Source organism: Carnimonas nigrificans ATCC BAA-78, assembly GCF_000526695.1.
GTDB classification, from domain to species: domain Bacteria; phylum Pseudomonadota; class Gammaproteobacteria; order Pseudomonadales; family Halomonadaceae; genus Carnimonas; species Carnimonas nigrificans.
Window position 1 is genome coordinate 118,581 of sequence record NZ_JAGO01000012.1, and the last position, 14,550, is coordinate 133,130.

14 protein-coding genes are annotated in these 14,550 nt (G+C 58.6%); 13 read left to right on the forward strand and 1 reads right to left on the reverse strand.

Annotated features, from left to right (window positions below):
- The first annotated feature begins 229 nt into the window (after positions 1 to 229).
- The 13 genes from L881_RS0106590 to L881_RS0106650 all read left to right on the forward strand — a co-directional run bounded on the left by L881_RS0106590 (position 230) and on the right by L881_RS0106650 (position 12,751).
- Positions 230 to 1,501 (forward strand): glutamate-5-semialdehyde dehydrogenase, encoded by a 1,272-nt coding sequence (locus tag L881_RS0106590; protein ID WP_025732908.1) that lies wholly within the window; start codon positions 230 to 232, stop codon positions 1,499 to 1,501.
- On the forward strand, positions 1,494 to 2,147 hold the full coding sequence (gene nadD, locus L881_RS0106595; protein ID WP_025732909.1) for a nicotinate-nucleotide adenylyltransferase: 654 nt from the start codon (positions 1,494 to 1,496) through the stop codon (positions 2,145 to 2,147). Before L881_RS0106590 ends, nadD begins: the two co-directional genes overlap by 8 nt.
- A gap of 299 nt (positions 2,148 to 2,446) precedes the next feature.
- Positions 2,447 to 2,797 carry a ribosome silencing factor gene (gene rsfS, locus L881_RS0106600; protein ID WP_025732910.1) on the forward strand — a complete coding sequence of 117 codons (351 nt, stop codon included), beginning with the start codon at positions 2,447 to 2,449 and terminating at the stop codon, positions 2,795 to 2,797.
- Positions 2,794 to 3,261, forward strand: coding sequence for a 23S rRNA (pseudouridine(1915)-N(3))-methyltransferase RlmH (rlmH, locus tag L881_RS0106605; RefSeq protein ID WP_025732911.1), 468 nt, complete (start codon positions 2,794 to 2,796; stop codon positions 3,259 to 3,261). The genes rsfS and rlmH overlap by 4 nt, the downstream gene beginning before the upstream one ends.
- Before the next feature lie 81 nt (positions 3,262 to 3,342).
- Positions 3,343 to 5,310 (forward strand): penicillin-binding protein 2, encoded by a 1,968-nt coding sequence (gene mrdA, locus L881_RS0106610; protein WP_025732912.1) that lies wholly within the window; start codon positions 3,343 to 3,345, stop codon positions 5,308 to 5,310.
- 6 nt (positions 5,311 to 5,316) lie between these two features.
- Complete coding sequence (gene rodA / locus L881_RS0106615; protein ID WP_025732913.1) at positions 5,317 to 6,453, forward strand: rod shape-determining protein RodA; 1,137 nt, start codon at positions 5,317 to 5,319, stop codon at positions 6,451 to 6,453.
- A 62-nt stretch (positions 6,454 to 6,515) separates the two neighbouring features.
- Complete coding sequence (mltB, locus tag L881_RS0106620) at positions 6,516 to 7,601, forward strand: lytic murein transglycosylase B (RefSeq protein WP_245587939.1); 1,086 nt, start codon at positions 6,516 to 6,518, stop codon at positions 7,599 to 7,601.
- The gene (locus L881_RS14055; RefSeq protein WP_025732915.1) at positions 7,601 to 8,473 is read left to right on the forward strand and encodes a septal ring lytic transglycosylase RlpA family protein; all 873 of its coding nucleotides are present in this window, start codon (positions 7,601 to 7,603) and stop codon (positions 8,471 to 8,473) included. The genes mltB and L881_RS14055 overlap by 1 nt, the downstream gene beginning before the upstream one ends.
- 87 nt (positions 8,474 to 8,560) lie before the next feature.
- A complete protein-coding gene (locus L881_RS0106630; protein WP_025732916.1) occupies positions 8,561 to 9,778 on the forward strand; it encodes a D-alanyl-D-alanine carboxypeptidase family protein in 1,218 nt (405 codons plus the stop codon).
- Positions 9,779 to 9,852: 74 nt separating this feature from the next.
- The gene (locus L881_RS0106635; RefSeq protein WP_342664099.1) at positions 9,853 to 10,185 is read left to right on the forward strand and encodes an HP0495 family protein; all 333 of its coding nucleotides are present in this window, start codon (positions 9,853 to 9,855) and stop codon (positions 10,183 to 10,185) included.
- A 1-nt stretch (position 10,186) separates the two neighbouring features.
- On the forward strand, positions 10,187 to 10,945 hold the full coding sequence (lipB, locus tag L881_RS0106640) for a lipoyl(octanoyl) transferase LipB (RefSeq protein WP_034578778.1): 759 nt from the start codon (positions 10,187 to 10,189) through the stop codon (positions 10,943 to 10,945).
- A complete protein-coding gene (gene lipA / locus L881_RS0106645; protein WP_025732919.1) occupies positions 10,938 to 11,921 on the forward strand; it encodes a lipoyl synthase in 984 nt (327 codons plus the stop codon). The genes lipB and lipA overlap by 8 nt, the downstream gene beginning before the upstream one ends.
- 191 nt (positions 11,922 to 12,112) lie before the next feature.
- Positions 12,113 to 12,751: an NUDIX hydrolase gene (locus L881_RS0106650; RefSeq protein ID WP_025732920.1), complete on the forward strand. Its 639-nt coding sequence runs from the start codon at positions 12,113 to 12,115 to the stop codon at positions 12,749 to 12,751.
- Positions 12,752 to 12,838: 87 nt separating this feature from the next.
- On the opposite strand, the gene pyk is transcribed toward L881_RS0106650, so the two are convergent.
- Entirely contained in the window at positions 12,839 to 14,308 is a 1,470-nt protein-coding gene (gene pyk, locus L881_RS0106655; RefSeq protein WP_025732921.1) for a pyruvate kinase, read from the reverse strand.
- Positions 14,309 to 14,550: the final 242 nt, after the last annotated feature.

Genomic DNA, 14,550 nt, shown 5'->3' on the forward strand with positions numbered 1-14,550 from the left:
ATATCCATGCGTTATCGAGCGCCTTTGGCTACTGTGGCGATGTGGAAGAGGTGGTCATGCCACACGTTCGCTCGTCTTTATAGCGCTCCAGTGTATACGAAAGAAGCCTCTCAAGTCGCTGTCATCAGTGGCGTTTTTGTACCTGTGCGAGCTGTGCCTTATAGTGAGGTCATTGACGTTGAGCGAGCAACAGCGCTTGTGGTTCGATGAACGCACCAGGAGATCCCGGATGACTGAGCAGCACGTAAATGCGGCCACGTATGTAAAAGAGCTGGGCCAACAGGCACGGCAGGTAGCGGGTACACTGGCGATTGCAGATACACGCACCAAGAATTTGGCACTGGATAAAATTGCCGAGCGTCTCGATCAGGCGCGCCAGCAAATCAAGGAAGCCAACCAGCGTGATCTTGAAGCTGCGCGGGCGCGGGGGCTTGAAAGCGCGCTGGTGGATCGGCTTGAGCTGACCGATGGCCGCATCGACGGCATGATTAGCGGTCTGGCGACGGTGGCCTCGCTTGATGATCCTGTCGGGCAGCTGGATGGCGTGAAACGCCAACGCAACGGCCTTGAAATCGGCAAGATGCGCGTGCCGATCGGGGTGATCGGCATCATCTTTGAATCGCGCCCCAACGTCACCATTGATGCGGCAGCGCTGTGCCTGAAATCAGGCAATGTCTGCATTTTGCGCGCCGGTTCCGAGGCTCGCCATTCGGTAGCGGCGATTGCGTCCTGTATCTCTCAAGGGCTGAAGGAAGCGGGTCTGCCCGAAGCAGCGGTGCAGGTGGTGGCGTATACCGACCGCGAAATTGTCGGTGAAATGGTACGCGCCAGCGATTATATCGACCTGATTATTCCTCGCGGTGGCCGTTCGCTGATCGAGCGTATCAGTAATGAAGCACGGGTGCCGGTGCTCAAGCACCTTGATGGAATCTGTCATGTGTATGTCGATGAAGATGCTGATCTGAACAGCGCCGCTGATATTGCCTTCAATGCTAAAACATATCGTTATGGCATTTGCGGCGCGATGGAAACCTTGCTGGTGAATCAGCAGGTCGCCGAGGCATTCGTGCCGGTAATTGCCCAGCGTCTGAGCGAGCACGGCGTCGAAGTGCGCGGCTGTGAACAGGTGCAGCGCCTCTATCCCGATGCGGTGGCGGCCAGTGGCAGCGACTGGTCAAGCGAATACCTGGGGCCGGTCCTGTCCATCAAGGTTGTCGCGGATGTCGATGCTGCGATCGAGCACATCAACCGTTATGGCTCTCACCACACCGACAGCATCGTCTCCGATCATCTCGGCAATGTGCAGCGCTTTACCCGCGCAGTGGACTCCAGCTCGGTGGTGGTCAACGCTCCTACCTGCTTCGCTGACGGTGCAGAGTATGGACTGGGCGCGGAAATCGGCATCTCCACCGACAAACTCCATGCGCGTGGCCCGGTCGGTCTGGAAGGATTGACCACCCAGAAATACCTGGTCACAGGGCGAGGGCAACTGCGTGGCTGAGCATCGTGTTGCCATGTTCGGCGGAACCTTCGATCCCATTCATATCGGGCATCTGCGCTCGGCGGTTGAGTTGCGCGAAGTTTTGGGCATCGAGAATGTCCATATGATCGTCAACCGGCTGCCGCCGCACCGTGAAACGCCCGGCATCTCGGCTGACGATCGCCTGGCGATGGTCAGGGCGGGGGTAGGCGATACCCCCGGCTTGATCGCCGACGCGCGGGAAGTGGAGCGTGACGGGCCGTCGTGGTCGCTGCTGACGCTGCAATCACTGCGCGAAGAATATGGCGTTAACGCACGGCTGGTGATGGCGATTGGCATGGACAGCTATCGCCATTTTGATCAGTGGTATCAGGTGGAAGCGCTATTCGACGTGGCGCATGTGGTGGTGATTGATCGCCCGGGCAGCGACTTTTCACCCTCGCAAGCGTTGCTGAATCTGGTCGAACCTCGCCAGGTTGACTCGGTAGAAGCGCTTTTTTCCGCGCCCTGTGGTCATTTCATGCGGCTTACGCTGCCTTCTCCCATGGATGTTTCCGCTACTGACCTGCGTGGGCGAATTGTCAAAGGGCAGAGCATTCGTTATCTGGTTCCTGAGCAAGTTGAGGAGCTGATCTCGCAACAGCGCTTCTACCGTGCCGCCGAGTAGCCTTCGTACACTATCTGAGCAGCAGGCAATTCCCCGGAGGGGGCCTGCTCCCAGACTTCAAGTGTGCACACTTCGCTGGTAAAAAGACGCAGCAGCCCGAATGGATATCGCTTCTTCCCCATAGCTGTCACAATGAAGCAAGTCGCGCTGCTATAAATGATATAGAATACGCGCCTTGATTCAGGGGCGGGCAACTGCAAGGCGCTGTGTAGCGGGTATTGCCGCTCAAGGTGACCATTGATCCCGCCGCTCCTCCTCGTAATGCCAAGACTTATTCATAGGATACCGTCCTGACTACTATGCAAAAAGAATCTCTCGCGGCCCTGGTGGTCGATGCGCTCGACGATCTCAAGGCTCAGGATATCGTCGAAATCGACGTTGCCGAACTGACCAGCGTGACGGATGTCATGATTATCGCCAGCGGTACGTCCAGCCGCCATGTGAGTGCCATCGCGAACAGCGTGGTAACCAAGCTCAAGGAAGCCGGCGTTCAGCCCCTCGGCGTAGAAGGGCGCGGCGGTGCCGATTGGGTGCTGGTGGATGTGGGCGATGTGGTGGTGCACGTCATGCTGCCCGATACGCGCAAGCTGTACGATCTCGAAAAACTGTGGAGCGATCTGCCTCTGGATCGTAGCGACATTCAGCAATGAAGCTGAGGATGCTGGCGGTGGGCACTCGCATGCCCGCATGGGTGGTCAGCGGCGTGGATGAATACAAAAAACGCATGCCGCGTGAGTGTACCCTCGACATCGAGGAGATCGCGCCGGGCGTACGCGGCAAGAACGCTGACATTGCCAGAGCGATTTCCAGCGAAGGCGATGCCGTGCTTGAAAGGCTGAAGGGCAACCCCGAAGTGGTGGCGCTGGATGTCAAGGGCAAGCCGTGGAGCACCCACGATCTGGCCGACAATCTGGAACAGTGGAAACTGGGTGGGCGCGATGTGGCGTTTCTCATCGGTGGGCCTGATGGCCTTGATGAACGCTGCCTGGCGCGGGCCGATCGCCGCTGGTCGCTGTCACCGCTGACCTTGCCGCATCCGCTGGTGCGTATTGTGCTGGCCGAGCAGCTCTATCGCGCCTGGACCCTGACCATCGGGCATCCGTATCACCGCTAGTGCGACATACTTGAGGCGAGACGCCGTGCGCTCTTTTCTGCTGATGAAAAGGGCGCACGGCTTATGAAATGGTATTGGTGAATGTTTGAAGGTTTACGCCAATTGTTCTTCGGGCGGCGCGGCAAGCCCCCGGAGATCAAGGACTCCGCCGCCGAGATTGCGTTATTTCGGCGACGCTGCATAGTCGCCTCGGTAGCGGTTGTCGCGCTTGCGGCCGTACTGGTGGGGCGCATGGTGTTCCTGCAAATATATCAGCACAAGCTCTACGTGATGCAGTCTGACAGCAACCGCATTCGTGTGGAGCCGCTGCCCCCTTCGCGCGGGCTGATCTATGACCGCAATGGGCTGCTGCTTGCCGAAAACCGGCCCACCTACAACCTGATGATTACGCGCGAGCAGGCTGAAGATGCCGATGCCACCATTGATCGCATTGTCAATGTGCTCGCGCTTCCCGATACCATGCGCGCGACCCTGATCGAGCGCTCCCGCCAGCGCCAGCGGCCCTACGATTCAGCGCTTCTGCTCAGTGATCTGAACGAGTGGCAAATTGCGCGCCTGTCGCTCAATCGCTACCGCCTGCCCGGCGTTGATGTCGAACCCCAGTTGTTGCGTCATTACACCCAAAGCGTGCCGATGTCCCATGTGCTTGGCTACGTCGGGCGGATGAACCGCGATGACATGAATCGCCTCGATAACAGCAATTACGCCGGTACTCACTTTGTCGGCAAGCTCGGTATCGAACGCCAGTATGAAGATATTCTGCATGGCAAGGTGGGCATGAGGCGGGTGGAGACCAACGCCCACGGTCGCGTGCTGGGCGAAATTGACCGTACCGCGCCGGTCAAGGGCAAGGATTTGACCCTGACCGTTGACAGCCATATGCAGCAGCTCGGCATGAATCTGCTGGAAGGCAGACGTGGTGCGATCGTGGCGATCCAGCCAGCGACCGGGCAGATTATCGCCATGGTGTCGTCACCGGGCTTTGATGCCAACGCCTTCGTCACCGGCATCAGCACCAAGGATTACCAGCGTCTGCAAAATGACAAGGATTTGCCGCTCTATACCCGAGCCTCGCGCGGTGAGTATCCGCCGGCCTCGACGGTCAAGCCCTACATGGCGCTGGCGGGTCTTCAGCAGCAGGTGATCCGCCCTCAGGATACGGTCTTTGACCCTGGCTATTACCGGCTGCCCAACGATCCCCATCGCTACCGCAACTGGTTTCGTCCCGGGCACGGCACGCTCAACATGCACCGCGCCATCGCGCTCTCCAACGACACCTATTTCTTCAATCTCGCGCATTTGATGGGTATCCAGGGGATCGACGACTTCCTGCAACATTTCGGTTACGGCACCGATACCGCGCTGGATGTCTATGGCGCGCGCCCTGGGGTGTTGCCCAGTCCTGAGTGGAAACGCAAGCGCTTTAACAAGCCCTGGTATTCCGGAGAAACGCTGTCGGTCGGCGTAGGGCAAGGCTATTTTCTGGCGACGCCGCTGCAAATGGCGACTTCGCTCTCGGTGCTGGCGAATCGCGGCCATTGGGTGCGTCCGCATCTGCTGGCCGGGGTCAACGATGCCCCCGTCAATCCGCCGTTTGAAGGCACGCCCCCTGATATCAAGCTCAACAATCCCAGTGATTGGAATGTGATTATCGACGGCATGAAATCGGTGGCGGACAATTCGGCCACCCTGCGCAACCGTGATTACTCCATGGCTGCGAAAACCGGCACGGCGCAGGTCTTCACGGTGGGGCAGAATGCCCGCTACAACGCCCATGAAGTTGCGGAGCGGCTGCGCGATCACTCGCTGTTCTCGGCATTTGCTCCCGTGGACAATCCGCAGATTGCGGTTGCGGTTATCGTTGAGAATGGCGGCTGGGGCAACTCGGCAGCCGCGCCCATCGGCAAGCGGATGGTCGATGAGTGGATGCACTCGACGCGCTCCCGCGAAGTGACGCTGCCGGATACTCGCATGCCGTCGGGCAAAACACCGGAAACATCCAATGATATGCATTCGCTGCCGCCGCTGGGCGATGAAGGGGGGCGCTAGATAACCATGCTTGATGCTGTCACGCGCGTGATCCGGCGCAAACAACGGCGCTCGCGCTTTTTTGGCCTGGATGCGCTGCATATTGATCTGTGGCTGGTAGGGGCGCTGTGCGTCATTATGCTGGGCGGTCTAGTGGTGCTCTATAGCGCTGCGGGCGAAAGTACCTTCATGGTCGAGGCGCAAGCGCTGCGTTTTGCGATGGCGCTGGTGCTGATGATCGCCATTGCGCAGATTCCTCCCTCAGTGATGGTGCGCTGGACGCCGCTGATTTATGTGGTGGTGGTGGCGCTGCTGGTGGCAGTGGCGGCGCTCGGCTATCACGCCATGGGCGCGCAGCGTTGGCTGATTATTCCCGGCATAGGGCGTTTTCAGCCGTCGGAATTGATGAAGATCGTGATGCCGTTGACCCTGGCGACCTATCTGTCGCGCCGCAGTCTGCCGCTTTCCTGGCTGGATCTGCTGGTGTGCCTGATCCTGTTGATGGTGCCGGTGGCGCTAATCATGGACCAGCCCGACCTGGGCACCGCCATGCTGGTGACTTTCGGTGGCTGTTTCGTGATTCTGTTTGCCGGTATTTCATGGCGGCTGATTGGTCTCTGCGTGCTGGTTATCGCGGCTGCCTTGCCCCTGCTGTGGTTCAACATGTATGACTACCAGCAGCAGCGGGTCATGACCTTCCTGAGTCCGGAAACCGATCCACTGGGCGCTGGGTGGAATATCATTCAGTCGAAAACCGCGATCGGCTCTGGCGGCATCTTCGGCAAGGGCTGGACCCACGGTTCTCAATCCCACTTGCAGTTTCTGCCGGAAAGTCATACCGATTTCATCGTGGCGGTGCTGGCCGAGGAGTTCGGGCTGGTGGGCGTGTGTCTGTTGCTGTTTGGGTATCTGGTGGTAGTGTTCCGTGGCATGATACTGGCCTCGCGCGCGCAGGATACCTTTGGCCGACTTGCTGCGGGCAGTCTGGCGCTGATCTTCTTCATCTATGTGGTGGTGAATATCGGCATGGTCAGTGGCCTTATGCCGGTTGTCGGGGTGCCACTGCCATTAATCAGCTACGGGGGCACCGCCAGCGTGACCTTGCTGGCCGGGTTCGGTATCCTGATGTCGATTGGCACCCAGCGTCGGCTGGTGTCGCGGTAATGCGCCAGGCCCTGCAAGGAAGCAGGGCGTGGGTATCCCTATCAAGTGACAGGAATGTCGGTTTGTTGAGGCAATTTCCCACCATGATTGATGATGCGGCGACCACACATCGGGTTGCCTCGCCGGTAGCCACTGCTCGGCGTCGTGCGCTGCGTAGCTGGCTACTGCCCGTTGTGCTGCTGTCGGCAGCTCCGTTGGCGTCGGCCCAGACAGAAAATTACGCTCCCGATACTCACCCCAGGGTAGCGGCAATGATTGATCAGCTTGCCGAGCATCAGCAGTTGGACGCTGACAGGCTGGCGGAGATCATGAGCCATGCCCAGCGCAGCCAGAAGGTGCTTGATGCCATGTCACGGCCTGCCGAGCATCACCTGCGCTGGGATCAATATCGCAAGATATTCATTCAGCCGCAGCGGGTGAATCAGGGGGTGGAGTTTATCGCCGAACATCTCGATGATTTCGAACGCGCCGAGCGTGAATACGGTGTGCCGCGTGAAATCATTGCGGCCATTCTCGGCGTTGAAACCTCCTACGGCAGGAGCAAGGGCAATATTCGCGTGATTGATGCGCTCTCGACGCTTGCCTTCGATTACCCACCTCGTCACCAGTTCTTCCGCAAGGAGCTGGAAGCCTACCTGACGCTGACACAGCAGCAGCACCTTGATCCCCTTGCCATCAAAGGCTCCTATGCCGGTGCCTTTGGCTATTCACAGTTCATCCCTTCAAGCTATTCAGCCTATGCGGTGGATTTCAACGGTAACGGCGTGCGCGATCTCGTGGATGAGCCGAGCGATGCGATAGGCAGTGTCGCCAACTATTTTGCCGAGCATGGCTGGGTGCACGGTGTGCCGGTAGCGCTGCCCGCGCGCGGCCCCGAGCGCGAGATGCCCAGCGACCTGCCAGTCAACTCGATTGATGCGCCCAGCGCCACCAACGCCGAGTTGAGGGATAACGGCGTTCAGCCGCTGGTGCCCCTTGAGCGCGACGAGCGAGTCACGCCGATAGCGCTCGACTACGCGGATGGGCATCTTGATTGGTGGCTGGGTACCACCAATTTCCACGTCATCACGCTGTATAATCGCAGCCACCTTTACGCCATGGCAGTGGCCGAGCTGGCCGAGCAGATTAAAGAGGCACTTAAGCACTAATGGGTTTTCGCACGACACTTTTGGGGGCGCTGAGCGCTGCGCTGACGGTACTGGTTTTGGCTGGCTGTGCGGGTGGTGGAGGTGGGCCAAACGCAGGGCGTTACGCCAGCGATACCGATGCCTACCCGAGTGGGCACAAGGATCTCTCCAGCGTGAAGGATGCGGTCCCCCGCGTTGAACCGCGCTCAAAGGGGGGCAATGGCCCTACCTATAATGTGCTGGGGAAAACCTATCGGGTGCTGGATGATGCCAACGGCTACAGTGAAGTGGGGCTGGCGTCGTTTTACGGCACCAAGTTCAACGGTTATGCGACCTCCAATGGCGAGCGTTACGACATGTATGGCATGTCCGCCGCTCACAAGACGTTGCCGCTCCCCACTTATGTGCGGGTTACCAACCTTGCCAATGGTCGCCATGTCATTGTCAAGGTGAACGATCGCGGTCCCTTTCATAGTGACCGCATCATTGATCTCTCCTATGCTGCGGCCTACAAGCTTGGCTATCTTGACCAGGGCACGGCTCGGGTGAAGGTAGAAGCGATTGATCCACGGCACTGGAATGCCCGCGATGAAGCGAGTACGCCTGCGGCAGCGTCGTCGCCAGGTGCTTCATCGCAGCCGCAGGCTACTGCCGGTTCAGGCAGTGGTAGCACCTATTTGCAAGTTGCGGCAGTGGGCAATGTCTCCGCTGCCGAACAGCTGCGTCAAACGCTGGCGAGCAAGCTGGGCGTTAGCGGCAGAGTAGTGCCGTTCAACGGCATGTACCGTGTGCAGATCGGCCCCTGGGCCTCATCTGCCGATGTCGAGAGTGCACGGCGCCAGCTTGAAGCATTGGGTTACGCTCGGCCCATGACGGTGGCCGATACGCCATAACAGATGAAGCGCGCATGCCCGTTGCCGGGATGGCCCAGGCGGGAGCGCTGGCTGCTTCACTATCACGATAGAGAGAAAATATTCGCCATGATGCAAAACGCACTTCTAGTAAAACGCTGGCGCAACCTGGGATTTGTGGCGCTGCTCACCTTTGCCGGCGCTTCTGTTGCAAATGCCGCTGACGGGCCGGTACCCGACTCACAGCAGCCTTCCATCAGTCCGCAGGATTTCATGCCTGATCCCCCCAAGATAGCCGCAACTTCCTGGGTATTGATGGATGCTGCCAGTGGCGATGTCATTTATGCCCATGATGAGCACAAGCGTTTGCCGCCCGCCAGCCTGACCAAGCTGATGACCGCTTACCTTGCCGAGTACGAAATGGCCGCTGGCCGTCTGCACGGCGACGATCAGGCGCTGGTCAGCGAACACGCATGGCGTACCGGCGGTTCGCGGATGTTCCTCAAGCCCAACACACGCGTCTCCATCGACGAGCTGATGAGCGGCATTGTGGTGCAGTCGGGTAACGACGCTGCGGTCACCATGGCTGAACATATCGGTGGCAGCGAAGACTCCTTCGCTCAGTTGATGAATCAGCATGCGCAAATGCTGGGCCTGAAAGATACCCACTTCGTCAACGCTACTGGCCTGCCGCACGATAACCACTACTCTTCAGCCTATGATCTGGCGGAGCTGTCGCGGCACATCACCGACGACTATCCCGAGCACTATAAGCTCTATAAAGAGAAGGAATTCGTCTACAACGGCATCCGTCAGCCCAACCGCAACCTGCTGCTGTGGCGTGACAAGCGCATCGACGGCCTTAAAACCGGTCATACCGACGCTGCGGGCTATTGCATGGTGGCTTCGGGCACCGAGAATGGCAGCCGCATGATTGCCGTGGTGCTGGGGACCACCAGCGAAGCCGCACGCGCTCAGGAAACGCTCAAGCTGATCTCCTACGGCTTCCGCTACTTCCACACCCGCAAGCTGTTTGATGCAGGCCATGTGGTGCAGAACGCGCGCGTGTGGGGAGGTGCCAATACCACTGTGCCGGTTGGCTTCCCGCAGGATGTCTATGTCACCCTGCCGCAGAACAAGATGAAAGGTTTGTCGCAGCGGGTTGAAATGGAATCCGATCTCGATGCGCCCATCAGCAAAGGGCAGGTGCTGGGCAAGCTCTCCATTGTTCATGATGGCGAAGTGGTCACTTCGCGTCCGCTGGTCGCGCTTGAAGCCGATGACGAAGGTGGCTTTATCCGCAAGGGCTGGGATAGCATCGTTCGTACCGTCACTGGCTGGTTCTAAACCGGTCATCAATGAGCAGCGCCAGGCGCTGCTCATTGCGTTTAACACTGGCGTTTCCGTCAGGAGATTTATTCATGAAGTTCCCCAATTCAGACAAGCCGGTCGTGATGCCTGACAGCGCGAAGGTGGATGCCTCAGCGCAAGGACAGCTTCCGCCGAAAATAGATTTCCCCACCGACTATCCGATCAAGATCGTGGGCGATGCCAGCGACGACTTCAAAGTGCAGATGCTTGCGGTGGTGGAGCAGTTCGCGCCTGGTGTTGATCCGCGCACGGTCTCGGCGCAGGATAGCCGCAACGGCCGCTTTCGTTCGCTGCGCGTCACCATTCGTGCGACCAGCGAGCAGCAGCTCAAGGAGCTGTTCGCTGCGTTGAAGGCGACCGGTCACGTCCATATGGTGATCTAGCATGAGCACACCAGTGCCACAGGCCGAGAGCGAGGCTGAACACCCTGTTGATGTCTATCAGCTTGGGGTGATGCCTTATAGCCTGACGCTGGCGGCCATGCACCACTACACGGCCCAGCGACATGCTGCCGACCGCGATCAGATCTGGCTGGTGCAGCACCCGCCGGTCTTTACCCAAGGGCAGGCAGGGCGCCCCGATCATTTGCTTGATGTCGGGGATATTCCCGTGGTGCAGTCCGACCGCGGCGGCCAGGTGACCTATCATGGCCCCGGTCAGCTGGTGGCCTACGTGCTGCTGGATATCAAGCGTCTGGGAATTGGCGTGCGGGCCTTGGTCTCGGCGCTGGAAGGTTCTATTGTGGGAGCCTGTGCCGCCCATAATCTGACCGCTTATGCCCGTCCCGATGCGCCCGGTGTCTACGTTGAGCATCCGCAGCAGGGCGAAATGAAAATTGCATCGCTCGGGCTGCGCATCAGAAGAGGGTGCAGCTTTCACGGTGTTGCGTACAATATCGCGATGGATTTGGCCCCCTTCCTGCGTATAGACCCTTGTGGTTATGCAGGAATGAAGATGACCCAGCTCAGTGAGTGGGTCAGCGATGCACCGAGCTGTGCCAGCGAAGCGCCACGATGGCTGGCTGCCTTCACCGCAGCATTGGCGCAGCAGGGCGTGACGCAACGCCTTATCATGAATCACCGTGACGGGCTGCCCGACAGCGTAGTCCACACAACAGATGAGCCAGGACAAGCCGATGAGTGAGACAACCGCCAACAGGACAAACGCGCGCGCCAATCGCGTTGAACGTGGTGTAAAACTGCGTGGCGCCGACAAGATGGCGCGTATTCCGGTCAAGGTCATTCCGACCGAAACGCTGCCGAAAAAGCCTGATTGGCTGAAGGTTAGAATGCCGATCTCGCCGGAAGTCACGCGCATCAAGAATACGCTGCGCGAGCATGGCCTGCATTCGGTATGCGAAGAGGCGTCGTGCCCCAACCTGGGCGAGTGCTTCAGCAACGGCACCGCCACCTTCATGATTATGGGGGATATCTGCACCCGTCGCTGCCCGTTTTGTGACGTGGCGCACGGGCGTCCCAATGCGCTGAATGAAAACGAGCCGCGTGAGCTGGCCGAAGCGATTGCCGACATGCGTCTGCGCTATGTGGTGATTACCTCGGTAGACCGCGATGACCTGCGTGACGGAGGTGCCAATCACTTCCTGGAGTGTATTCGCGAGATCAGAAAGCGCAGCCCCAACATCGAAATCGAGACGCTGGTGCCCGATTTCCGTGGGCGCATGGAGGTCGCGCTGGAGGTGCTTGCGCAAGAGCCGCCGGATGTGTTCAACCACAATCTCGAAACGGTGCCGTCGCTCTATCGCAAGGTGCGCCCGGGGGCCGATTACCAGTGGTCGCTGGATCTGCTCAAACGCTACAAGGAAGTTCGCCCCGATATCATGACCAAATCCGGTCTGATGGTGGGGGTAGGCGAAACCGACGAGCAGATTCTTGAAGTGATGCGCGATCTACGCGCACATGACGTGGATATGCTGACAATTGGGCAGTATATGCAGCCATCGCGCAGTCACCTACCCATTGACCGCTGGGTGCCGCCCAAAACCTTTGAGTGGTACGCCGACAAAGGGTATGAAATGGGCTTTACCCACGTAGCCTCAGGGCCGCTGGTGCGCTCAAGCTACCACGCCGACAAGCAGGCCCACGGTGGTCAGGTAAAATAGCGGGAAGCCTCTCTTTTGAGGGCTATCCCTTGAAGGTATGGATGTGTAGCGAGCGTGGCCATCGGGCCGCGCTCGTTGCGTTTAAAGCCCATGATTTCATGAGGATAGCGATGACGTAGGCGGTATCGCCGCGACGTTATTGGTCGTACACTGAGTGCAATGGTCGTTATTTACTGGAGGCTTCGAAAGGCATGGCGCAGAACTGGGTGGATTTCGCGCAACGCTTGAGAGCGCTGGCGCAAACCGGGCAAACCTATACCGACAACCATTTTGAGCTGGAGCGATATCAAGAGCTGGAACGATTGGCGCACCAAATGTTTGCCGCGCTCTCCGGCTCTCCTGTCGAAAAGGTTGATAACTTTTTCTTCCCCGAGCACGGCTATGCCACGCCCAAGATTGATGTGAGAGGGGCGGTATTTCGCGATGATCGCGTGCTGCTGGTGCGTGAGCGCCGTGATGGCTGCTGGACACTGCCCGGTGGCTGGGCTGATGTAGCTGAACCCCCGGGGCCTGGAACGATCCGCGAGATTTGGGAAGAAGCGGGGATGCGCGCGGTCAATCCACGACTTGCACTGCTGCGTGATCGCAACCTGCACGATTACAAGCACCAGTCACCGAGCCATATCTACAAGCTGTTTTATGTGTGTGATGAAGCACCTGAGGAGCGTTTCAGCGCCACAGAGTTTACGGTCAACAATGAAACCGACGGTGCCGACTTCTTCGCCATCAATGATTTACCGCCGCTCTCGACCCCACGCACGCTGGAGAAGGATATCCATCACCTTCACGCATTTTGGTGCGGTGATATTACAGAAGTGGTTTCTGACTAGCGATTGTTACGCATGAAGCAGGCACAAAAAAACGCTGCGAAGCATCAAGCTCGCAGCGTTTTTGCAGTCTAGCTGACACTTAACCTCTTAACCGAGGTTACCGCCGACCTGAACGATTTTCAGGGTGTTGGTGCCACCTTGTGCGGCGCTGTGATCACCCTTGGTCAAGATCACGAAGTCGCCATCCTGTAGCAGCTTGCGTGTTTTCAGGGTGTCGAGCGTGCGTGCGTTCACTTCGGTATTGTCGAAGTTATCGGCATCGAAGTGCAGCGGAATAACGCCGCGGAACATCGCCATGCGGCGCAGCGTAGCGGGATTATTGGAGAGTCCGATAATCGGCAGCGCTGAACGGATACGTGATGCAATCAGCGGCGTGTGACCCGTTTCGGTCAGGCACGAAATGGCAGCAACACCATCAAGGTGGTTGGCGGCATACATGGCCGACAGCGCGACGGTTTCGTCGATACGGTGGAAGGTGTCCTTCATGCGGTGTTTCGACTGTTGCGCTTCGCGCTCGCGCTCGGCACCAAGACAGCAGCGATCCATTGCCTGAATGGTTTCTACCGGGAAGTCGCCAGCGGCGGTTTCAGCGGAACACATGACCGCATCGGTGCCATCAAGCACGGCGTTGGCAACGTCGAACACTTCGGCACGGGTTGGCAGCGGGCTGGAGATCATCGACTCCATCATCTGCGTGGCGGTAATGACCACGCGATCCAGAGTACGGGCGCGTGCAATCATGCGTTTCTGCACGCCGATCAACTGGGCATCGCCAATTTCGACGCCCAGATCACCACGAGCCACCATCACTGCGTCGGAGGCGACGATGATACCGTCGAGCGTTTCATCGTCAGCGACGGCTTCAGCGCGCTCAACCTTGGCCACCAGACCAATGCCTTTACCTGCTTCGCCCATCAGATCACGCGCATAGCGCATGTCATCGCCGGAGCGGGGGAAAGAGATCGCCAGGTAATCCACGCCGATCGAGATGGCGGTTTTCATGTCCTGCTTGTCTTTCTCGGTCAGTGCCGAGGCTGACAGGCCGCCGCCCTGTTTGTTGATGCCCTTGTTGTTGGAGAGCTTGCCGCCCACCTTGACCTTGCAGTCAATGTGCGGCGGTTTGACTTCCACTACCTCGAAGACCACACGACCGTCGTCAAGCAGCAGCACATCGCCAGCCTTAAGGTCATCTGCCAGCTCCTTGTAGTCGCAGCCGACCTGATGCTGATCGCCTTCGTTGTCGTTGAGGGAGACATCAATGCGGAAGTCGGCACCTTCCTCAAGCACTACCTTGCCTTCCTTGAAGCGCGCGATGCGAATCTTCGGCCCTTGCAGGTCGCCAAGAATGGCAACGGTGCGGCCCTGCTGCTCGGCAGCCTTGCGCACTGCTTCGGCACGATTGCGGTGATCGTCGGCAGTGCCGTGGGAGAAGTTCAGGCGCACTACATCTACGCCGGCTTTTACCATCGCATCAAGCACCCCCGGGCGATCGCTCGCGGGGCCGAGTGTAGCGACAATTTTGGTGCGCCGAATCGGAGTGTGCTGGGTAGTCGACATCAAGCGATCTCCTCAATGCTAAGGTGGTTAGCGGTTGTCAGTAATATTACTGAGTAAGTGCGATTAATCTAACCGAAATGGGCACGGTTAGCGAGAAACTGAGAGGTGAGTGTCGAAAGTTTCCCACTTTTGTCTTACTTATGCAGTGAGCCATTATGCTAACCCTATGCGTGAGCGGGGCGCTCAATCATTGCAATTCCGGCTTGCCTGTGGCGAATTGCGTGACGCTAGGGTAGGGTAGG

Coding starts and splice junctions, on each gene's coding strand:
- L881_RS0106590 (WP_025732908.1), top strand. CDS start 230: ATGACTGAGCAGCACGTAAATGCGGCCACGTATGTAAAAGAGCTGGGC.
- rsfS (WP_025732910.1), top strand. CDS start 2,447: ATGCAAAAAGAATCTCTCGCGGCCCTGGTGGTCGATGCGCTCGACGAT.
- rlmH (WP_025732911.1), top strand. CDS start 2,794: ATGAAGCTGAGGATGCTGGCGGTGGGCACTCGCATGCCCGCATGGGTG.
- mrdA (WP_025732912.1), top strand. CDS start 3,343: ATGTTTGAAGGTTTACGCCAATTGTTCTTCGGGCGGCGCGGCAAGCCC.
- rodA (WP_025732913.1), top strand. CDS start 5,317: ATGCTTGATGCTGTCACGCGCGTGATCCGGCGCAAACAACGGCGCTCG.
- L881_RS14055 (WP_025732915.1), top strand. CDS start 7,601: ATGGGTTTTCGCACGACACTTTTGGGGGCGCTGAGCGCTGCGCTGACG.
- L881_RS0106630 (WP_025732916.1), top strand. CDS start 8,561: ATGATGCAAAACGCACTTCTAGTAAAACGCTGGCGCAACCTGGGATTT.
- L881_RS0106635 (WP_342664099.1), top strand. CDS start 9,853: ATGAAGTTCCCCAATTCAGACAAGCCGGTCGTGATGCCTGACAGCGCG.
- lipB (WP_034578778.1), top strand. CDS start 10,187: ATGAGCACACCAGTGCCACAGGCCGAGAGCGAGGCTGAACACCCTGTT.
- lipA (WP_025732919.1), top strand. CDS start 10,938: ATGAGTGAGACAACCGCCAACAGGACAAACGCGCGCGCCAATCGCGTT.
- L881_RS0106650 (WP_025732920.1), top strand. CDS start 12,113: ATGGCGCAGAACTGGGTGGATTTCGCGCAACGCTTGAGAGCGCTGGCG.
- pyk (WP_025732921.1), bottom strand. CDS start 14,308: ATGTCGACTACCCAGCACACTCCGATTCGGCGCACCAAAATTGTCGCT.